Annotated in this window: 23 protein-coding genes; 1 reads left to right on the top strand and 22 read right to left on the bottom strand. The window is 62.0% G+C overall.

The window, feature by feature from the left end; genetic code table 11:
* Nucleotides 1–70: 70 nt before the first annotated feature.
* The 16 genes from rpmE to rpsB all read right to left on the bottom strand — a co-directional run bounded on the left by rpmE (nt 71) and on the right by rpsB (nt 14,611).
* Nucleotides 71–298, bottom strand: coding sequence for a 50S ribosomal protein L31 (gene rpmE / locus K3174_RS15225; protein WP_221560293.1), 228 nt, complete (start codon nt 296–298; stop codon nt 71–73).
* Nucleotides 299–392: 94 nt separating this feature from the next.
* Nucleotides 393–845: a 3-hydroxyacyl-ACP dehydratase FabZ gene (gene fabZ, locus K3174_RS15220; RefSeq protein ID WP_221560292.1), complete on the bottom strand. Its 453-nt coding sequence runs from the start codon at nt 843–845 to the stop codon at nt 393–395.
* Between the two features lie 22 nt (nt 846–867).
* Nucleotides 868–1,560: an OmpH family outer membrane protein gene (locus K3174_RS15215; protein WP_221560291.1), complete on the bottom strand. Its 693-nt coding sequence runs from the start codon at nt 1,558–1,560 to the stop codon at nt 868–870.
* Complete coding sequence (gene bamA, locus K3174_RS15210; RefSeq protein WP_221560290.1) at nt 1,560–4,313, bottom strand: outer membrane protein assembly factor BamA; 2,754 nt, start codon at nt 4,311–4,313, stop codon at nt 1,560–1,562. Before bamA ends, K3174_RS15215 begins: the two co-directional genes overlap by 1 nt.
* A gap of 172 nt (nt 4,314–4,485) precedes the next feature.
* The gene (gene rseP, locus K3174_RS15205) at nt 4,486–5,622 is read right to left on the bottom strand and encodes an RIP metalloprotease RseP (protein WP_221560289.1); all 1,137 of its coding nucleotides are present in this window, start codon (nt 5,620–5,622) and stop codon (nt 4,486–4,488) included.
* A gap of 9 nt (nt 5,623–5,631) precedes the next feature.
* A complete protein-coding gene (gene dxr, locus K3174_RS15200) occupies nt 5,632–6,792 on the bottom strand; it encodes a 1-deoxy-D-xylulose-5-phosphate reductoisomerase (protein ID WP_221560288.1) in 1,161 nt (386 codons plus the stop codon).
* On the bottom strand, nt 6,789–7,484 hold the full coding sequence (locus K3174_RS15195) for a phosphatidate cytidylyltransferase (RefSeq protein WP_247712222.1): 696 nt from the start codon (nt 7,482–7,484) through the stop codon (nt 6,789–6,791). The genes dxr and K3174_RS15195 overlap by 4 nt, the downstream gene beginning before the upstream one ends.
* Nucleotides 7,471–8,154 (bottom strand): polyprenyl diphosphate synthase, encoded by a 684-nt coding sequence (gene uppS / locus K3174_RS15190; RefSeq protein ID WP_221560287.1) that lies wholly within the window; start codon nt 8,152–8,154, stop codon nt 7,471–7,473. Before uppS ends, K3174_RS15195 begins: the two co-directional genes overlap by 14 nt.
* A 25-nt stretch (nt 8,155–8,179) precedes the next feature.
* On the bottom strand, nt 8,180–8,737 hold the full coding sequence (gene frr / locus K3174_RS15185) for a ribosome recycling factor (RefSeq protein ID WP_221560286.1): 558 nt from the start codon (nt 8,735–8,737) through the stop codon (nt 8,180–8,182).
* Between the two features lie 13 nt (nt 8,738–8,750).
* On the bottom strand, nt 8,751–9,476 hold the full coding sequence (gene pyrH, locus K3174_RS15180; RefSeq protein ID WP_221560285.1) for a UMP kinase: 726 nt from the start codon (nt 9,474–9,476) through the stop codon (nt 8,751–8,753).
* Between the two features lie 202 nt (nt 9,477–9,678).
* Nucleotides 9,679–10,497 carry a hypothetical protein gene (locus K3174_RS15175; RefSeq protein ID WP_221560284.1) on the bottom strand — a complete coding sequence of 273 codons (819 nt, stop codon included), beginning with the start codon at nt 10,495–10,497 and terminating at the stop codon, nt 9,679–9,681.
* 3 nt (nt 10,498–10,500) lie between these two features.
* Nucleotides 10,501–11,319, bottom strand: coding sequence for a hypothetical protein (locus tag K3174_RS15170; RefSeq protein WP_221560283.1), 819 nt, complete (start codon nt 11,317–11,319; stop codon nt 10,501–10,503).
* Nucleotides 11,316–12,230: an AHH domain-containing protein gene (locus K3174_RS15165; protein WP_221560282.1), complete on the bottom strand. Its 915-nt coding sequence runs from the start codon at nt 12,228–12,230 to the stop codon at nt 11,316–11,318. The genes K3174_RS15170 and K3174_RS15165 overlap by 4 nt, the downstream gene beginning before the upstream one ends.
* Entirely contained in the window at nt 12,187–12,411 is a 225-nt protein-coding gene (locus tag K3174_RS15160) for a hypothetical protein (protein ID WP_221560281.1), read from the bottom strand. The genes K3174_RS15165 and K3174_RS15160 overlap by 44 nt, the downstream gene beginning before the upstream one ends.
* A gap of 410 nt (nt 12,412–12,821) precedes the next feature.
* Nucleotides 12,822–13,748, bottom strand: coding sequence for a translation elongation factor Ts (gene tsf / locus K3174_RS15155; protein WP_221560280.1), 927 nt, complete (start codon nt 13,746–13,748; stop codon nt 12,822–12,824).
* A gap of 110 nt (nt 13,749–13,858) precedes the next feature.
* Nucleotides 13,859–14,611 (bottom strand): 30S ribosomal protein S2, encoded by a 753-nt coding sequence (gene rpsB, locus K3174_RS15150; protein ID WP_221560279.1) that lies wholly within the window; start codon nt 14,609–14,611, stop codon nt 13,859–13,861.
* Between the two features lie 351 nt (nt 14,612–14,962).
* On the opposite strand from rpsB, the gene K3174_RS15145 reads away from it, so the two are divergent.
* Complete coding sequence (locus tag K3174_RS15145; RefSeq protein WP_221560278.1) at nt 14,963–15,202, top strand: hypothetical protein; 240 nt, start codon at nt 14,963–14,965, stop codon at nt 15,200–15,202.
* Here K3174_RS15145 and K3174_RS15140 read toward each other — a convergent pair.
* The 6 genes from K3174_RS15140 to K3174_RS15115 all read right to left on the bottom strand — a co-directional run.
* A complete protein-coding gene (locus K3174_RS15140) occupies nt 15,186–16,001 on the bottom strand; it encodes a CDP-alcohol phosphatidyltransferase family protein (protein WP_425594441.1) in 816 nt (271 codons plus the stop codon). The two genes, K3174_RS15145 and K3174_RS15140, sit on opposite strands and share 17 nt — an antisense overlap.
* A gap of 5 nt (nt 16,002–16,006) precedes the next feature.
* The gene (locus K3174_RS15135; RefSeq protein WP_221560276.1) at nt 16,007–16,759 is read right to left on the bottom strand and encodes a phosphatidylserine decarboxylase; all 753 of its coding nucleotides are present in this window, start codon (nt 16,757–16,759) and stop codon (nt 16,007–16,009) included.
* Nucleotides 16,760–16,798: 39 nt separating this feature from the next.
* Nucleotides 16,799–17,941, bottom strand: coding sequence for a beta-ketoacyl-ACP synthase III (locus tag K3174_RS15130; protein ID WP_221560261.1), 1,143 nt, complete (start codon nt 17,939–17,941; stop codon nt 16,799–16,801).
* A gap of 493 nt (nt 17,942–18,434) precedes the next feature.
* The gene (locus K3174_RS15125; RefSeq protein WP_221560259.1) at nt 18,435–18,629 is read right to left on the bottom strand and encodes a helix-turn-helix domain-containing protein; all 195 of its coding nucleotides are present in this window, start codon (nt 18,627–18,629) and stop codon (nt 18,435–18,437) included.
* Entirely contained in the window at nt 18,626–18,832 is a 207-nt protein-coding gene (locus K3174_RS15120) for a helix-turn-helix transcriptional regulator (RefSeq protein ID WP_221560250.1), read from the bottom strand. Before K3174_RS15120 ends, K3174_RS15125 begins: the two co-directional genes overlap by 4 nt.
* A gap of 103 nt (nt 18,833–18,935) precedes the next feature.
* On the bottom strand, nt 18,936–19,302 hold a 367-nt coding region (locus K3174_RS15115; protein ID WP_221560247.1), incomplete at its 5' end, for a hypothetical protein.

The raw sequence follows: 19,302 nt of genomic DNA, 5'->3' as shown, positions 1-19,302 counted from the left end.
TCGATGCAGGAAACGAAAAAGGGCGGCCCCCTGGGACCGCCCTTCGAAATGCCAGCAAGGCTCGCCGCGCTCAGTTCTTCTTGAGCGAGAGGCCGCCGAAGCGCTTGTTGAAGGCTGCAACGCGGCCGCCTTCCTGAATCTGCTTGGTGCCGCCGGTCCAGGCCGGATGGCTGGTCGGGTCGATGTCGAGCGACAGCGTATCGCCCTCGCTACCCCAGGTGGAGCGCGTCTGGAACTCGGTACCATCGGTCATTTTGACCGTGATCATGTGATAATCGGGGTGACCTTCGGCCTTCATGATATTCGTCCTTCTAGCTTCGGAACGGTTCCGACCGGTCCAGCTGTGAATGGGAGAGGCGCGCGCATAGCGGCGAGCGCCGGAATTGGCAACCTTATTCGGGCGCGTCGGCAATCATGGCGGTGAACTGCACTTCGCACGTCACCTTGCCGTCGACCGAAGCTTCGCCCGCAAACTTGCAAACACGCGCACGCTTCTGAACGAATTCGGCCTTGAGATCGAGCAACACGCCCGGCGTCACGGGGCTGCGGAACTTGGCGTTCTCGATCGCCATGAAATAGACCAGCTTCCCCGAACCGGCGAGGCCAAGGCTTTCCACCGCGAGCACACCGGCCGCCTGGGCCAGCGCCTCGATCTGCAATACGCCGGGCATGATCGGCGCACCGGGGAAATGGCCCTGGAAGAAATCTTCGTTGAAGCTCACCGCTTTGATCGCATGGATGCGTTCGTCGGCGACCAGCTCCGCCACCCGGTCGACCAGGAGCAGGGGATAGCGATGCGGCAGGCGCTTCAGCACCTCGACGACGTCGAAACCGGAATCGCTCATCACCCTGCCTCTGGTCCGGAAATCAGCGGCCGGTCGGCTGCGCAGGCTGCTGCTGCGCCGGCTGCTGCTGTTGTGTGGCTTGCTGCTGGGCGGCCTGCTGCTGAGCTACGCCGAGCAGGACCTGCGAAACGGTCTGCTGCGTGGCCAGCGATTCCTGCCGCGGACGCCAGCCTTCCGGCGGCGTGATCTGCACGCTCGGAACGCGCTGGTTCAACGCCGCGACCAGATCGTCGGTCACATTGACGGCATCCGGCGCCCACTGGATCGCGTCGGGATTGAGCAGAAGCTGGATCTTTTTCTGCTGGACGACCTGCTGCTGGACATTCTGGTAGTCATTGATCAGCTGCTCGATGGCATAGGTCTGCGCCAGCACGATCGGCTGCGATGCCTGGGACAGCTGCTGTTCCTTCTGCTGGAGCTGCTGCACAACCGACTGGTTGGCCTGAGCTTCGGCCTGGGTCACCTGACCGTTATTGTCCGTGTCGAGGCTCTGCTGCAGCGTCTGCATTTCCTGACGCAGCGTCCGCAACTGGGTGATTTGCGCGGAATACTGCTGATCGATCTGCTGATAGGCGGCGATGCGCGCCTGACTGCGAACGATCACGACTTCGGGGCTGCTGGTGGCGATACCGGCAACCTGCGCAGCAGCGGGGGTCGCGACGGCTGCCGTGCCCGCGAGTGCGGCGGCGGCAATGGTGTTGGCGAAGAGTTTCATCAGAATTGCGTTCCTACGTTGAAGGAGAAAACCTTGGTGTCGTCTCCAACCTGCTTCTTGAGCACGTGCGATATATCGATCCTAAACGGACCGAATGGCGAGTTCCAGTTGACGCCCACACCCACCGAAATACGTGGAGACGGGCTGTCGCCGAGGAAGACCTCCTGGAAGAAAGTCCCCGGAATAATGCTCGGCGGGTTGACCGTACCGTCGGGCGCAACCGGGTCGGTAACGAGAGCGGTGGTCGGGTTGCCACTGGCATCCACCCCGGACTGAACATACAGCAGATTGCCATCGGCGTCCGAGGCCTGGAGGCCATCGGGATAGTCCTGCAATATCGGACGCGTCACGCTGAACAACGAACCGACGTCGAGGAAGATCGACGGACGCAGGCCCATTTCGCGCGCGCCGCTACCGAGCGGGATCTCGAGTTCCGCCCGGCCGAGATAATAGGCTTTCCCGCCCAGCGCGTCATCCACGCGCTGATCGCCGGCAAGAGCCTCCTCGATCGTCTGCGGCACGAGGGGTGTCGTCGCATCCCCATCGTCATCGACATATTGCAGGCGCACGATCCGCGGGCCCACCCCACGAATGTCGAAACCGCGCATCTGCGGTTCGCCGAGGAAGAAGCGGTCGGTCAGTCGAACATCGTCCTGCCCGGCGATGGCATTGTTCTCCAGGCTCCGGATCCAGCCGCCTTCACCGGCAACCGAGAAAATGAAGCCGCCGCCAACGGGCCAGTATTTGGCAGCCTTTGCTCGCGAGCGGAAATACTTCGCATCGCCGCCGAGGCCTGCGAATTCCGTCGTCCAGCTCACCGTCTCGCCGCGAGTGGGTCGCAGACGACTGTCGAGCGTATTGTAGTTCAACGTCAGCCCCAGGATGGAACTGGTCCGCTTCCCGATCGCCTCGCACAGATAACGGCTGGCAAGGAGCGGATCGCAGGTCGCAACTCCGTCGCCGTCGCGATCCGAGAAATACAGCCCTTCGTCGAGCGATACGTCGTCGTAATTGAAAGTGTAGCTGCCGACGGCAGACAGGTACTCGGTCAGCGGCACGCCAGCTCGCAGCGAAATACCGGTCTGCGCCTGCTTGAAGGTCGTGTTCCGCTCGTTATTGCGGAAGTTGAAGCTGTTGATATCGCGGCGATAGATATCGACGCCGGCCGAAATGTTGCGGTCGAACACATAGGGTTCGGTAAAGCTCACCTGCGCCGATCTCGAATAGCGCGAATAGTTCAGACTAAGGCCGACTGTCTGTCCGCGTCCGCGGAAGTTGCGCTGGCGGATCGAACCGGCGAGAATGAAGTTCTCGATACTCGAGAAACCGGCCGAGAGCTGCAATTCGCCGGTCGCCTGTTCTTCGACATTGGCTTCGAGCACGATCCGGTCCGGCGCGCTGCCTTCGACCTGATTGATCTCGAAGTTTTCCTGGAAATAGCCCAGCGAATTGATGCGCGCGGTCGAACGCGCGACCGAGAGCGAGTTGAACGCATCCCCCTCGGCAAGCCGGAATTCGCGGCGGACGACCTTGTCCTGCGTGAGCGTATTGCCGTTGACGTCGATCCGCTCGACATAGACGCGCGGTGCCTCGCGCAGCACGAAGCTGACATTCATCGTCAGCGTTTCGGGATTGCGCCGGAATTCGGGAGCGACATCGGCGAAGGCATAGCCGAACGTACCGGCCAGTTCGCTCAACTGCTCGACCGTGTCCTCGACCAGCTTGGCATCGTACCAGTCTCCGCTCTGCATCGGCAGGCGGGCGGTCATCGCATCGTTGTCGAAATCGCGGATGCGCGATTCAACGCCGACATCGCCGAACTTGTAGCGCTCGCCCTCCTCGACGACATAGGTGATGATGAAGTCGCGCTTGTCGGGCGTCAGCTCGGCCACCGCCGAAACCACCCGGAAATCGGCATAACCCTCGGTCAGGTAGAATTGCCGCAGCTTCTGCTGGTCGAAGGCCAGACGATCGGGGTCGTAACTCGTGTTCGAACTCAGGAAACTCGTCAGACGCGCCTGCTTCGTGACCATCTCGCCGCGCAGCTCGCCATCGGAGAAGGCCTCGTTGCCGATGATGTTGATCTGACGAACCTTCGACTTAGGCCCTTCGTTGATCTCGAAGACAATGTCCACGCGGTTCTGCGACAGCTCGACCATCTTCGGCTCGACCGTCGCGGCGAAGCGGCCCTGGCGCTTGTAGAGCTCGATGATGCGGGCAACGTCGGCACGAACCTTGGAGCGGGTGAATATCTGCCGCGGCGACAGCTTGATCTCGGGCAGGATCTTGTCGTTCTTGATCCGCTTGTTGCCCTCCAGGATGATCCGGTTGATGACCGGGTTCTCGACCACGGTGATCACCACATTGCCATTGGTGTTCACCACATTGGCATTGGAGAACAGTTCGGTGGCGTAAAGATCCTTCAGCACCTGGTCGCCCGCGGCCTGCGTCCACACATCGCCCGGGCGCAGCTTGATATACGACAGGATCGTATTGGGCTCCAGACGCTGCGCGCCGCTCACCGCAATCGTCTGAACCACCTGCTGCTGCGCTGCCGGGGCAGCAGCAGGGGCCGACGTCTCGCCGCTCTGCGGCGCCGCCGGAGCGGGTGCAGGCGCCGGCGTTTCGGCCTCTTCGTCCTGGGCGAAGGCCGCGGCGGGCATCCCGGCAAGCATGGTTCCGGTCAACAGACCGATCGCCAGCCGCGCGGCGGGGTTCTTGCGTCGCGTGGCGGCAGAAACAAATTTACTCATCGACAAGGAGATTCCCGTCCTCGTTACACTTACAGCAGACCCGGCTGGAGCAGACCCCGATCCGGCATCGGGCCGCATTGTGCGGGGCGACCTCGCCGTCCCCTGCCCCAAGCGCCTTCGCCAATCAAGCTTTGCTGCGGTGAATTGCCGGTATCCCGCTCCCTTTCCCCGGCTAATTCCCGAATATCGGGAGGTGCACCAGATCGTTGATCGTGACGAACACCATCAGCATCAACACAAGGGCCATGCCGGCGCGATACGCCACTTCCGTTCCACGGGGACCGACCGGCTTCCGGCGGACTGCTTCTGCCGCATAGAAAGCCAGGTGCCCGCCGTCGAGCGCCGGGATTGGCAGGAGGTTGATGAATGCCAAGTTAAGCGAAATAAGCGCGACGAAATTGATGAAGGCCATACCGCCGAGGCTCAGCTGCTCGCCCGAGAACTTGGCGATCTTGACCGGTCCGCCCAGCTCCTGGACCGAACGTTCACCGGTGAATATCTGTCCGATTCCGGTGATCATCATGTCGACGATGCCGATCGAATGATCGACCGCCAGACCGAGCGAGGCGACCACTCCCTGCGGCTCGAACTCAAAGGCCGACGCGCCCGAAGCGATACCGATAAGGCCGATCTTCGACATGTTGCCGAAACGATCCTCCATTTCGACGCTGCGGACCGGAACGGCGAATATCTGCTCCGCCCCGTCCCGCTCCACGGTGATGTCGAGCGTGCGTCCGGGATAGAGCATGATCGCGTCCTGCACGTCGCGGAAATCCGTCATCCGCTCGCCCTCGACCGCGACGATCCGGTCGCCGATCTCGATCCCCGCGGCGCGCGCAGGCGAGATTTCGGCGAACTCGGCCACGGCCAGTTGCTGCTCCGCATCGGCGGGCACGGGCTTGCCGTAGAAAGCGAAGAAGCTGGCGAAGATCGCCAGAGTCAGCAGGATATTGGTGGCCGGACCGGCGAACACGATCAGGGCACGCTTCCACAGCGCGGCGTGATGAAAGCTTCCCGCCCGCTCGTCATCCGTCGCATTGATCACCGCCTCCGGATCGGGAATGCTGGCCGGGTTCATGTCGCCCTTGAACTGGACATAGCCGCCCAGTGGCAGGGCGCTCAGTTTCCATCGCGTGCCACGCCGATCGGTAAAGCCCCAGATTTCCTTGCCGAAACCGACCGAGAAAGCTTCCGCGTGAACGCCGAACCAGCGGCCGACCAGATAGTGGCCGAGTTCGTGAATCGTCACCAGCGGCCCCAGCAGCAGCGGGAAGCCGATCACGTAATAAAGCCAAAGCGGCAGGTTCAATTCCACGGGTCAGACTAGCTCCAGCATCCGGGTGGCACGGTTTCGTGCATCTTCGTCAACGCGCAGGACCTCTTCGAGGGTCCGCGGCGCATCGGGCAATTCACCTTGGTTGAGAACACGTTCGACCGATACCGCAATAGTGCTGAACGCAATCTTACGCGCCAGGAAGGCTTCGACGGCGATCTCGTTCGCGGCATTGAGCACTGCCGGGGCCGCCCCGCCCTCGGCGATGGCCTCGCGGCAGATGCGGGTTGCCGGGAACACCGTTTCGTTCGGCGCTTCGAAGGTCAGTTGCCCGATGGCGGGCAGGTCGAGCGGCGCCATCGGAGTGTCCATGCGCTGCGGCCAGGCGAGGCAGGAGGCAATCGGCACCCGCATGTCGGACGGGCCGAGCTGCGCGAGGATCGACCCATCGCGATACTCGACCATCGAATGGATGATGCTCTGTGGATGAACCACGATCTCGATATTCTCGAGCCCGACCGGGAACAGGTGATGGGCCTCGATCAGTTCGAGGCCCTTGTTGAACATCGTTGCGGAATCGATCGTGATCTTCGCGCCCATGGCCCAGTTGGGGTGCTTCAATGCCTGTTCGCGCGTCACGTTCGCGAGCCGATCGGCGCCGAACGTCCGGAACGGCCCCCCGCTGGCGGTGAGGATCACACGCCGCACGTCCTCGATCCGGTTGCCCGCAAGGCATTGGAAAATCGCATTGTGCTCCGAATCCGTCGGCAGCAGCGTGGCGCCATGCCTCCCGACTGCGGCCTTGAGGATTTCCCCTGCGGAGACCAGCGCTTCCTTGTTGGCGAGCGCGATCGTGCCGCCCTGCTCGATCGCCGCCATGACCGGCCCGAGCCCTGCGCAACCGACGATGGCCGCAACAGTAAGATCCACCGGGCGCGCCGCGGCCTCGCACAGCGCCGCGCGGCCGGCCGCCGCTTCGATCCCGCTTCCGGCCAACGCATCGCGCAGATCGCCGAGCCGGCCTTCATCGGCGACCACCGCGACTTTCGCGCGGAATTCGCGCGCTGCCTCGGCCAGGCCGGCGACATTCGTGTTGGCAGTCAGCGCCTCGACCTGCCATTCCTCCGCATTGCGACGAATGAGATCGAGCGTCTGCTCTCCTACCGACCCCGTCGCGCCGAGAATGGAAATCGAGCGCCTTGTCACAGATGCACCTGCGTCCACAAAAGGCCGGCAGTGATCGCCACCGGCAGGATGCCGTCGGCGCGGTCGAATATGCCGCCATGGCCGGGAATGAGGTCCGAACTGTCCTTCATGTGCGCGCGCCGTTTCAGCCAGCTCTCGAAGAAGTCCCCTGCCTGCGCCAGCACTGCAAGGCCCGCCCCGATCACCAGCGCCACCGCGCCCATGACCGAAAACGCACCCTCGCCGACATTCGAATAGAAGAAGCCGAAGGACACCAGTCCAGCCGCGACCATCCCGCCGAACAGCCCGGCCCAGGTCTTGGACGGGCTGATCCGTGGGGCGATCTTGGGTCCACCGATGGATCGGCCGCTGAAATAGGCGCCCGTATCGGTCGCGATCACGACCGCCACCACGCCGAGCACGACCGCAACCGGCAACGCCATGAGGGTGATTGCCGCAAGCCCCACATAGAGCAGGGCGAAAGCCGATCCCGCCGCGCGCCAGGCGCTCGATTTGGCGCCGCGCCACACCAGCCGGAGAAATTCGGCCAGGCACACCGCCGATACCGCTATGACGAACGCGTCGAACCACCACCCGCCAAGCCACAGCGCCGCTCCCGCGACCGCGATCATCACCAGGGCCGATGCGGCACGCTTCGGCAGGTCCGATGTCTTTATCGCGAGCGGAAGATCGACCGATTCACCGTCCGCCAAAGCGTCTCTCCCGTTCCCCGAACTTCATCAGCGCGCTTTTCAGGTGATCCGGAGTGAAGTCCGGCCACAGCACGTCGAGGAACAGCATCTCCGCGTAAGCCGCCTGCCACAAGAGAAAATTCGACAAGCGCACCTCGCCGCTTGTGCGGATCAGCAGGTCGAGCGGCGGCAGCGGCGCGCTATAGAGGTGGCGGTCGATGGCCTCTGCCGTGATCTCGCCTTCGCTCGCCGCAGCGCGCGCGGCTTGCGCAATCTCGGCCTGCGAGCCGTAGTTCAGCGCCACCGCCAGCGTGCGGGAGCCCCCGGCAGTCTGGGCGAGAGCATCTTCGAGCATCTCCACGATATCGGGCGCAAGCGATTGCCAATCGCCGAGAATATGCAGCTTTACGTCGTTGGCGATGAATTCGGGCAAGTCCGATTTGATGAACTTGCGCATCAAATTCATCAGATCGTCGATCTCTTCTTCGGGCCGCTTCCAGTTCTCGCTGCTGAAGGCATAGAGCGTCAGACACTCGATATTCGTGTCCTTGAGGCTGCGCACCAGTTCGCGCACCGCTTCCACGCCCTTGCGGTGGCCCATGACGCGCGGCAGGTGTTTGCGCTTCGCCCAACGTCCATTACCATCCATGATGATGGCCACATGTCGGGCCTGCTGCCCTTCCCCGCTCATCCCTTCGCTCCGCGCCCCGCCCGTTTCACTGGGTCAGGATTTCCTTTTCCTTCTGCGCGGCAGCCGTATCGCATTCGGCCACGTATTTGTCGGTCAGCTTCTGGACCTCGTCTTCGCCGCGCTTCTGCTCGTCTTCCGAGATTTCCTTTTTCTTCTCGTCGTCCTTCAGCGCTTCCATGCCGTCGCGGCGCACATTGCGGATGGCAATCTTGGCCTGCTCGGAATAATTGCCCGCCAGCTTGGCCAGCTCCTTGCGCCGTTCCTCGGTCAGATCGGGCATCGGCAGGCGCACATTCTGCCCGTCGATCATCGGATTGAGGCCGAGATTGGCCTTGGCGATACCCTTTTCGACCGCGGTGACATTGGCCTTGTCCCACACCTGCACGCTCAGCATGCGCGGCTCGGGCGCGCTGACGGTGGCGACCTGGTTCAGCGGCATCATCGAGCCATAGACCTCGACCACGACCGGATCGAGCAGGCTGGTATTGGCGCGCCCGGTGCGCAGGCCCGCAAGGTCGCTCCTGAGGCTTTCGACGGCGCCTTTCATGCGGCGCTCGATGTCGGCTTTGTCGTATTTGGCCATGGCGGCTTCCTCTTTACTTCTTCTCGTTCGTAACGATCGTCTGCACGCCCTCGCCGCTCAGCACGCGGGCGAGATTGCCCTTCTCGCGGATCGAGAAGACGACGATCGGGATATTGTTGTCGCGGCACAGGGCAACGGCACTGGCATCCATGACCTTCAGATCATCGGCCAGGACCTTGCCGTACGTCACGGTTTCGAAACGTTTCGCATCCGCATTCTTCTTGGGATCGCTGTCATAGACCCCATCGACGCTGGTGCCCTTGAGCAGCGCATCGCAATTCATTTCCGCCGCGCGCAATGCCGCGCCGCTGTCGGTGGTGAAATAGGGCGCGCCGACACCGGCGGCGAAGATCACGATGCGTCCCTTCTCGAGATGACGTTCGGCCCGGCGGCGGATGACGGGTTCGCACACCTGATCCATCTGCACCGCGCTCTGCACCCGGGTCTGCACGCCCAGCTGCTCCAGCGCGCTCTGCATCGCCAGCGCGTTCATCACCGTGGCCAGCATACCCATGTAATCGGCCTGCGCCCGGTCCATCCCCTGCGCCGCCCCGGCCATGCCGCGGAAGATATTGCCGCCGCCGATGACCAGACAGATTTCCAGCCCGGTTTCCCGCGCCGTCTTCACTTCCTTTGCGAGTTCCATGACGAATGCGGGATCTATCCCGAACTGCTGATCTCCCATCAGGACTTCGCCCGAAAGTTTCAGGAGGACGCGTTTCATCGTCGATAAGGGCATGGAGGCGGAGAATCCGTATTGCGCAAGAGGTTGCGGCTCCTTAGCCGCGAAGGGCCAGAGGCGCAAAGGGAAAGCCGGAATGCTCGGCGGCCCTGGTTCCATGCGGTATCGCTAGCGGACATTCGCAAACGTCGATCGAGGTGATGATGTTGCCCCAGCCATATTCGCGTTTCAGCAGCCAGAAACGGAATGGGATCAAAGCCTAGTAATCCCGCTGCACGGGGCCGTTGCTTTCCTCGCCCCATCGTTCGGGCTCGTAATCGTCGAGACTGGCCGGTCCGGCATCGGCGTCTTCCCAGCCGATTTCGGTGCAGGTGTAATGGGCGAAGGTGTCGTTATAGATGTGCCGCTCGGGTCCGTTGCGCCCGCGCACGATCCGCACGCGCGCGGACAGTTTCCAGAACGGGTGGTCGAAGATCATGCCCACGCAGCCCGCCTCGATCACCCGCAGCGCCAGCGCGTCGGTGGCAAAGATGCTTGCGCCGCTCTCGTCCTCGAAGAGACCGGCGGGCGCGACCGCTTCGGGCAGGAAGCAGAAATGGCCGCGAATATGCACATTGCGATAGGGATTGCCGGTCTTGCGCGATGTGGCCCATTCCCAGCTGCAATCGGTCCGCTCAAGATCGAGGAAATCGGTGAAGGTGCGTATCCGCAGCCAGCGATAGCCCATCGCCTTGGCTTTCGCGCAATTGCCGGTGAGGGTCACGGGAATGAGATCGGCATCGTCGGGTTTGAGCGCCATCGCCTCGGCCATGCGCGCGGAGACGATCCTCCAGCTGCGGCATTCGAAATAATCGGGATGAAAGTCCGGCTCGTCGAGCACGATATGCGGGACCGGCGCGTCGTCGGGCCAGGCACCGGGGTTGAGCCCTTCCTTGCGCCACAGGGAGTGAAAGGCGCGATGATGCTCGTAAATCTCCTTCCCGTTCTCCATCCGCAACAGCCCGTCCTCGGCGAGCGAGGTCGAGATATTGTGCCAGCCATATTCGTGTTTGAGCAGCCAGAAGCGGAATGGGGTCAAGGCCTAGTAATCCCGCTGCACGGGGCCGTTACTTTCCTCGCCCCATCTCTCGGGACCGTAATCGTCGAGACTGGCCGGTCCGGCATCGGCGTCTTCCCAGCCGATTTCGGTGCAGGTGTAATGGGCGAAGGTGTCGTTATAGATGTGCCGCTCGGGTCCGTTGCGCCCGCGCACGATCCGCACGCGCGCGGACAGTTTCCAGAACGGGTGGTCGAAGATCATGCCCACGCAGCCCGCCTCGATCACCCGCAGCGCCAGCGCGTCGGTGGCAAAGATGCTTGCGCCGCTCTCGTCCTCGAAGAGACCGGCGGGCGCGACCGCTTCGGGCAGGAAGCAGATATGGCCGCGAACATGCACGTCGCGGTAGCGATTGCCGGTCTTGCGCGATGTGGCCCATTCCCAGCTACAATTGGTGCGCTCAAGATCGAGGAAATCGGTGAAGGTGCGTATGCGCAACCAGCGATATTCCATAGCCTTGGCTTTCGCGCAATTGCCGGTGAGGGTCACGGGGATGAGATCGGCATCGTCGGATTTGAGCGCCATCGCCTCGGCCATGCGCGCGGAGACGATCCTCCAGCTCTCGCATTCGAAATAGTCGGGATGAAAGTCCGGCTCGTCGAGCACGATATGCGGGACCGGCGCGTCGTCGGGCCAGGGGCCGGGGTTGAGCCCTTCCTGGCGCCACAGGGAGTGAAAGGCGAGATTGGCATCCCAGATTGCCTTGCCATTCTCCATCCGCAGCAGGCCGTCCTCGGCGAGCGAGTCGGAGATATTGTGCCAGCCATATTCGCGTTTGAGCAGCCAGAAACGGAATGGGGTCAAAGCTTTATGTTCCCGATGAAGTCTGCCAAATCGCGATCCGCCAAACTATCATAGCGGCCCGATCTCAGCGCACCACGGATTTCGTCCATCAATTTGCCCACTTTCTCCTTGCCTTCGGTCGGCGTAAACTCGCCCTTCTGCATGCGTTTGGCTAAGTCTTTAAGCTGCGTGTCCACCTCATTGCTATAGTCCTTGCCCTTCCCGTGGCCTCTATTGTGCAGCGGGCGCAGCTCGCCGCAGAGCTTCTCCATATCGGTCCGAGGCTCTTCGGTCTGCGGCAGGCGGATCATGTTGGCGGGATCGTCCAGCTTGAACCCGATCGCTTCGAGGAAGACTTTGTTGTCGGTCATCAGGCTGGAGGGCACGATATGGTGGTTCTGTCCGTCGCCCGTCTTGCACGGATCGGGGGCGTCGGCCATCGCCTTTTTCGTGCTGTCCGAGGTGGTGCGCAAATCGGGATTGGTCATGCCCTTCGGGCGCATGGCCATTTCGCTGGTCGTTGCCCCACCGGGCGCCACCGCGCCGTCGCGCACCGCATTTCCGGCTAGATAGCCCGCGCCTGCCGCCAGCGCGCCGCCGTTCGCGATCAACGCTTTGTTGGGCGCGAAGCGCGCTGCGGCTTGAGTCAGGGGCAGCGCCTCTGCCGCGAGCGCCGCGCCCGGAGCATGCGCCGCGACAGCCGGCGCCGGAACGGAAGGCAGTGCGCCTTGCGCCGACAGGGTGTTCAAGCGCGCGCCGTCGGCGTGGTCGACCCGGGCGGCAGTGGCTTGCGCCTCGCGCCGGAACTCCTGGAGGAACGAGGCTTCGCCCGCATCGCCGGCAGTCGGCGAGAGATTGTTCAACGTGTCGTTGAAGGCCGCAAGGACCTTAGCGTCGGTAGCGCTCCCCTCGACGATGTTTTTGGGGAGCAATTCCCATCGCGCGCGCCTGCATGTCGTAGAGCGCCTTGACTTCGGGTCTGTCCCACACCTGGGCCGACAGCGCGTCGAGCGTACCGCCACCTTTCTGAAGCAGCACATCGCCGGCAGGTCCGTGCACGAGCAGGCCCCCGCTTGCTGCCCCGCCCGTCATCACGCCTGCTATCATGTTCATGGGTCGCACTCCTCGAGATTTCCAGCGAGAACCTCATGCATTTGTCCGCGAGTGTCTGTAATCGAAAGGATTAGGGGGGATGGTCGAAACGATTGGCCTGTCGTCGGCGGCTGGCCCTGGCGGTATCCGATCGGGGAGTTGGCCGAAAATCCGCCTGTCTCCGGCAAACCGGCGAAAGCTGCCGTCTTCCTCGGTGGTGGCAAAGGCATCTTTCCTACATCGAATCCGCACGCTACCCTCGCATCGGCTCATTCAAATCGTGATTCCGCCCAATCCAGTGCCTGCCCCTATGGCAGGTCGCGCCCCCGAATGTACTTGATCAACCAAACCCCACCGACTCGTCCGGCGCGCCACGAAAAAGGCCGCCGGAGCGAACTCCGGCGGCCCGATTGTGTAGGAAGCGTTTTCGCTTAACCGGCGACGGCGGCGGCGACTTCTGCAGCGAAGTCGCTATCTTCCTTCTCGATGCCTTCGCCCAGCTGGAAGCGGACGTAATCCACCAGCTCCACCTTAGCGCCGACGTCCTTGGCAGCCTGCTCGACGACCTGCGCGATGGGGGTCTTGTTGTCCATCACGAAGACCTGGCTGAGCAGGGCATTTTCCTTGGCGTATTTGCCTACCGCGCCTTCGACCATCTTGGCCTGGACTTCGGCGGGCTTGCCGCTTTCGGCAGCCTTTTCGGCGGCGATCTTGCGTTCGCGGTCGAGCACTTCGCTGTCGAGACCTTCGGCGGTCAGCGCCTGCGGGAACGCCGCGGCGATGTGCATGCCGAGCTTCTTGCCAAGGTCGGCCAGCTTGTCCTTGTCGCCTTCGCTCTGCAGGGCAACGAGCACGCCGATCTTGCCGAGGTCGGGCGCGACAGCGTTGTGCATGTACGGAACGACCACGCCGTCGGTCACCGAAACGGTCTTCATCCGGCGAACCTGCTGGTTCTCGCCGATGGTCGCAACATTGTCGGTCAGCTTCTCGCCAACGGTGCCGCCGGTCGGATAGGCGGCGGCCTTGAGGGCTTCGACATCGTCGCCATCGGTGCCGAGCGCGGCCTGAGTGGTCTTGCGAACGAAGTCCTGGAACTGGTCGTTCTTGGCGACGAAGTCGGTTTCCGAGTTGACTTCGACAGCCACGCCCCTGGTGCCTTCGACGGTCACGCCGACGAGACCTTCGGCCGCAGTGCGGCTCGACTTCTTCTGGGCGGTGGCCAGGCCCTTGGCGCGCAGCGCATCGACAGCGGCTTCGACATCGCCGTTCGAGGCTTCGAGCGCCTTCTTGGCGTCCATCATGCCCGCGCCGGTCTTTTCGCGGAGGGCCTTTACGTCAGCGGCAGTGAATGCGGCCATGGTAGTTTCCTTCTAGATATTATGTGCGGGCACCGGGCCTGCTAAGGTAGCGGCCCGGCGCGTAACTCCGCTTTGTGACGGGCGCATGATGGCGCCCGCTTGGAGAGGGCTCAGGCCTCGACGGTTTCTTCCGGCGGATTTTCCATCGCGCCAACATCGGCACCCGAATCCTGCACGCCTTCGCCGCGGCCGCTCTTGGCGGCATTGGCGATCGCGTCGCAGTAGAGACGGATGGCGCGAGCCGCATCGTCGTTACCCGGGATCGGGAAAGCAATGCCTTCGGGATCGACATTGGTGTCGAGCACGGCGACGACCGGAATACCGAGGACGTTGGCTTCCTTGATCGCCAGGTCTTCCATGTTGGCGTCGATCACGAACATCACGTCGGGGATGCCGCCCATATTGCGGATGCCGCCGAGGGACATTTCGAGCTTGTCCCGCTTGCGGGTCAGGTCGAGAACTTCCTTCTTGGTCAGACCCGCGGTGTCACCGGCAAGGCGCTCGTCGAGCGTCTTGAGGTACTTGATGCGTTCGCTGATCGTCTTCCAGTTGGTCAGCATGCCGCCCAGCCAGCGGTGGTTGACGTAATGCTGGCCCGAAGCGAGCGCGGCTTCGCGGATCGCATCCTGCGCCTGGCGCTTGGTGCCGACGAACAGCACCTTGCCGCCCGAACGTGCGGTCTGCTGCACGAAGTCCAGCGCGCGGGCGAACAGCGGCACGGTCTGCGACAGGTCGATGATGTGGATGCCGTTGCGCGCGCCGAAGATGTACGGCTTCATGCGCGGGTTCCAACGGTGGGTCTGGTGGCCGAAATGCGATCCGGCTTCGATCAATTGCTGCATGGTGACGGTAGGAGCCGCCATAATCGTATTCCTTTCCGGTTATGCCTCTGGAAAGCTGGAACCCGTAGTGCGGAGCGTCCCGCGTCGGGCACCGGTATGTGCGCCTTCCATGTGGATTTGCCCGCTCGGTTGCAGCCGGAAATCGACCGAATCCCTTGCGGACCGCGCGCCTTTAGCGAGGTCGGACGAAGAAAGCCAGACTCGATTCGTCGTAAAAATCGGGAATCCCGGCGTCGAAACCGCTTGACAGATCGGAACAAACAAAGAACATTGTTCTCATCGTCGGAACCTCCGGCGGGCCATACGGGTTTTCCACCAGATTTCCCCAGCCTGTCAACAGGCTTGTCGGCAGCCGGGAAAGGAGATTTCGAAATGTTCGCACTGGTCCTCATCGCCCTCGTAATCGCCGTTATGGTGGCAGCAACGGGTACGCTTGCCGATAGCGGGCTGCGCTGGTGGTCCGCCTTCGATGCTCTCCGGCGCGATTTGAAGGGGGAGATAGTTCCTGCCCTACCGTCCCTGAGACCGGTCGCGGTGGGCAGTGGCAATGCGGGTTTCGATCGTCCCTGTACGGCTCGTGCCGCAAAGGGCGCGATTAACTGCGCCGCCTGACCCGCGAATAGCGTAGCAACGTGTAGGGCAGCAGCACGAGATAGCCGGCGCATATTGCGCTGAGCGTCCACCATGGCTCGACCAGAAGAGCTGCAAACAGCAGTCCGACAAAAGCAAGCACTTCGAGCCTGATACCGCGTCGCGGGCGCAACGACGTCCAGCTCGGCGTGGCCATGTTCGAGATCATCAGCAGGGCGATCGCCACCAGCCAGATGCCTACCAGCAGCGGATGGCGGAACTCATCCAGCCCCGTGGACATCCATAGATAGAACGGCGCGAATGCGAGGCCCGCGCCGAGCGGTGCCGGCACTCCCGTCAGGAAGCCCAGCGACTTGTGCGGCTGCTCCTTCATGTCGATCTGCGCATTGAAGCGGGCAAGCCGAAGGGCGCAGCAAATTGCAAAGGCCAGCGCAGCGAACCAGCCGAGACGAGGCTCGGCCGACAAGGACCAGAGATAGATGATGATGGCAGGTGCCGTTCCGAAGCTGAGCGAATCTGCCAGACTGTCGAGCTCTGCTCCGAACCGCGACTGCGCCTTGAGCGCCCGCGCTATTCGACCGTCGATCCCGTCCAGCAATCCTGCAACGATGACCGCCGCAACCGCCGCGCCCCAATTCTCGCCAATCGCGAAGCGGATACCGGTAAGGCCTGAACAAAGCGCAGCAGCGGTAATCGCATTGGGCACCATGGCGCGTAACGTCAAAGCCCGCGAACGCCCCATCATCGGACGCTCGTCCTCCGCCGCCTTCGGCCCCAGTCGCGCGCGTTCCTCGGGTTCCGGCGTCGGCTCGGACGGCAAGAGACTCACTGGGCGACGCCCTCGATCAGCGCTTGCGAACCGATTTCCGCCAGCACGGTTTCGCCGGCGATCACGCGTTGCCCCAGCAGAACCTTCGAGTCCGTACCTGCGGGCAAATACACGTCCACCCGGCTACCGAACCGGATCAGTCCGACCCGCTGGCCTACGCCCACTGTGTCGCCAGGTTTCACGAACGGCACGATCCGTCGGGCAACGAGGCCGGCAATCTGGGTGAAACCGAGCTTTAATCCGTCGGTCCGTTCGATCAGGATGTGCTGACGCTCGTTCTCCTCGCTCGCCTTGTCGAGGCCTGCATCGACGAAGCTGCCGGGAATGTAGACGACGCGGCGTACCGTCCCGGCAATCGGGGCGCGGTTGATATGGACATCGAAGACCGACATGAAGATCGAAATACGCGTCACCGGACCGGGATCGAGACCCGCATGCCCGCTACCATCGTCGATCATCATTTCAGCCGGAGGATCGACTTCGGCAATAAGCGAGACGAGCCCGTCGGCAGGTGCAACGATCAGCCTGTCGTCCTGCGGGACCACGCGCTCGGGATCCCGGAAAAAGGCGAACACGCCAAGCGACAGCAATAGCAGCGGCCAGCCGACGATTTCCCAGTCGAGCCCCAGCAGAAAGACGAGACTGACCACCACGGCGATAACGCCGAACTTGCGTCCCTCGGGATGGATCGGGGGCCATGACCAGCGAACATCGCCGCGGCCACGATTGTCTAGAAGATCACCTGGCATTCCCGCCACCTAGGCCCTGCGGTCAGCAGTCACAAGGTGTTATGCCACCTTACGCACGAAGACAGCGCCGGCTGAATACCCCGCACCGAAGCTGCAGATGAGCCCCTCATCGCCCGCTACGAGATCGTCGCTGTGCTTGTGAAATGCGATGATGGACCCTGCACTGGAGGTGTTGGCATAGGTGTCCAGCACGGTGGGGCTTTCGTCCGAGTTTGTCTCATGCCCAAGCACGCGATGCGCGATCAGACGGTTCATCCCGGCATTTGCCTGGTGTAGCCACAGGCGCCGGAGCGCCTGCGGATCGAGGCCGAGCTTCTCCGCCTCGGTAACGATCATCTCGGCGACCATGGGGACGACTTCCTTGAACACCTTGCGTCCTTCCTGAACGAAAAGCTTGTCCGCCCTGCCTTCTCCGCCGGGCGAAGCGCGGTTGAGAAAGCCAAAATTGTTGCGAATGTTGTTCGAGAAAACCGTCTTCAGCCTGGTGCCGAGAATGTCCCAATGCGCCGCAGGCGCAATCGCCGCATCTTCGACCAGCACAGCGGTCGCAACGTCACCGAAGATGAAGTGACTGTCACGATCGCGCCAGTTCAAGTGGCCACTGGTAATTTCCGGGCTCACAACAAGGACGCTTTTGGCATTGCCCGACCGGATATAGTCCGCTGCCGTCTGGATGCCGAAGGTCGCCGAAGAGCAGGCCACGTTCATGTCGAAGCCAAAACCGTCGATGCCCAGCTCTTGCTGAATCTCTATCGCCATCGCCGGATAGGGCCGTTCCATGTTCGACGCGGCGCACAGGACTGCATCGACGTCGGCAGGATTACGCCCAGCCCGCTCAAGCGCCTGCTGAGCGGCTTCCACTCCGATCTCGGCCAAGATCGACAATTCCTCGTTAGAACGTTCCGGCCAGCGCGGCGCCATGATATCCGGATCGAGGATCGGCTCCTTCGCCATTACGTGGCGCGCCTTGATACCGCTCGCTTTCTCGATGAACTCGACCGAACTGGGTTGAAGCGCCTTTACCTCACCAGCATCTATCGCTTCAGCGTTCTCCGCATTGTAGCGCTCGACATAGCGGTTGAAGCTCTCGACAAGCTCCTCATTGGTGATGGTGTCGGTGGGGGTAAACAGCCCGGTTGCAGAGATGACAGGGCGCCCGGTCGGCTTTTGACTCTGAATCATTTCGGCTGACTAGGCCCACCCCACCGTTCCGGCAACTGTCTCGGCGACATGCCGCACGATTGCCGGGCCTCGATCTCGAAATTGGATAGGCCCATTACTCTGCGGGAAATATGGCACTCCCAGCTAAGCTACCTTGATGAGTCCCATGCAATCCGACGCATATGGTCTGGTCTGTCGGGCCGTCCTTGATCCTGCGAAGGCGGAGTGCGATAGAATAACACCCACTGATTCTTGTGTTTTTCCTAGCTTTCATACGCCTCGAAGGCGGTGGCAGGGCTTGAATCGAACCGGAAAAATAACCCTTTGATATCAATTTTTTTCTTGGAGTGAGCGCGAGGCCTCCCCCACACTCTCCCCCACATTTTCGTTCATTTAACGGTGGTTCGGTTCAGCGTTTTGGCGAAAAAGCTGAATGAATGTGTGGTTCGCAGAACGACCAAGAGCAGCATAGTAGCACGTTTTGACACCGTCCATTTGCGAGTTTGCTACGTGGTCAGTTCAATGCCCGATGCCGCTCCACCAGCTTATGAAGACTGGCCGTCGTGACCCGCGTTGCCTTGCCGAGCTTGACCGTCTCAAGTTCGCCGTTGGCAATCAGCTCGTACAGTTTTGTTCGGCCAACGCCGATCATGCGGGCGGCGTCATTGACCCGGACGCAGATCGGCTCGACGAGTTTCTGCCCGCTCATTCTGCCGGTTCCTCTTCACGATAGTGCGCAGGATCGGCAATCCAGCGATTGATAGCTGATTCATGCCAACCCGCGCCGTGCACGCTGATCTTCACCTGTGACGGGAAAGTGCCCTCGGCGATCTTACGATAGATGGTGGAGTGAGAGAGACCTGTGCGGTCGAGCACGGTCTTCAGTCGGATGATGCGTTCGGTATTGGACATTGGGCGTTCTCACACATTGACATTGGCAGCCTCTCTACGGAACATAATGAGAACTTTTTTGCTCGACGCAAGGGTCAGTCTGAGTTAGAATTCGAGCAAATCTTCAACGATTTTCATGATTTGAAACGGCTATAGACGGTCCGAGACCTTTACGGACAAACTGCTCAAAAGCTGTCGGTTCTGAAAATTTTCGCGCCCAGCGCGAATTAGCGACCGACGCGCGCGAAATTGCGACGGCAAGGACGTATTTCCGCGCCAGCGGCACCAGAATCTGCGCGAATCGAGTTGAGAATGCGCTGCTATCCCGATCCTTGCTGATTTCCCGATTTTCATGGGCGAAAGAATTTTCTGCTGTCGAACCTGGCCGCCCGCAATGACTGAAACTGGGCCGTCGCACGAACCCGCTGCGCGGGAGGGGTGCAGGCGGCGCGGGTGACGCGGTGACACAAGCGTAGCGAGTAGACCGAACA

Source organism: Qipengyuania qiaonensis, assembly GCF_019711515.1.
GTDB classification, from domain to species: Bacteria; Pseudomonadota; Alphaproteobacteria; order Sphingomonadales; family Sphingomonadaceae; genus Qipengyuania; species Qipengyuania qiaonensis.
Note: the sequence above shows the minus strand (reverse complement) of the source record. Positions and strands in the feature narration are given on the sequence as shown.

Bases quoted from the DNA above. Each gene is read 5' to 3' on its own strand.
- K3174_RS15160 (WP_221560281.1), bottom strand. From the start codon at position 12,411: ATGAACATGATAGCAGGCGTGATGACGGGCGGGGCAGCAAGCGGGGGC.
- bamA (WP_221560290.1), bottom strand. From the start codon at position 4,313: ATGAGTAAATTTGTTTCTGCCGCCACGCGACGCAAGAACCCCGCCGCG.
- rpmE (WP_221560293.1), bottom strand. From the start codon at position 298: ATGAAGGCCGAAGGTCACCCCGATTATCACATGATCACGGTCAAAATG.
- K3174_RS15120 (WP_221560250.1), bottom strand. From the start codon at position 18,832: ATGTCCAATACCGAACGCATCATCCGACTGAAGACCGTGCTCGACCGC.
- pyrH (WP_221560285.1), bottom strand. From the start codon at position 9,476: ATGCCCTTATCGACGATGAAACGCGTCCTCCTGAAACTTTCGGGCGAA.
- frr (WP_221560286.1), bottom strand. From the start codon at position 8,737: ATGGCCAAATACGACAAAGCCGACATCGAGCGCCGCATGAAAGGCGCC.
- rpsB (WP_221560279.1), bottom strand. From the start codon at position 14,611: ATGGCGGCTCCTACCGTCACCATGCAGCAATTGATCGAAGCCGGATCG.
- K3174_RS15125 (WP_221560259.1), bottom strand. From the start codon at position 18,629: ATGAGCGGGCAGAAACTCGTCGAGCCGATCTGCGTCCGGGTCAATGAC.
- K3174_RS15130 (WP_221560261.1), bottom strand. From the start codon at position 17,941: ATGATTCAGAGTCAAAAGCCGACCGGGCGCCCTGTCATCTCTGCAACC.
- tsf (WP_221560280.1), bottom strand. From the start codon at position 13,748: ATGGCCGCATTCACTGCCGCTGACGTAAAGGCCCTCCGCGAAAAGACC.
- uppS (WP_221560287.1), bottom strand. From the start codon at position 8,154: ATGAGCGGGGAAGGGCAGCAGGCCCGACATGTGGCCATCATCATGGAT.
- K3174_RS15135 (WP_221560276.1), bottom strand. From the start codon at position 16,759: ATGCCAGGTGATCTTCTAGACAATCGTGGCCGCGGCGATGTTCGCTGG.
- K3174_RS15145 (WP_221560278.1), top strand. From the start codon at position 14,963: ATGTTCGCACTGGTCCTCATCGCCCTCGTAATCGCCGTTATGGTGGCA.
- fabZ (WP_221560292.1), bottom strand. From the start codon at position 845: ATGAGCGATTCCGGTTTCGACGTCGTCGAGGTGCTGAAGCGCCTGCCG.
- K3174_RS15215 (WP_221560291.1), bottom strand. From the start codon at position 1,560: ATGAAACTCTTCGCCAACACCATTGCCGCCGCCGCACTCGCGGGCACG.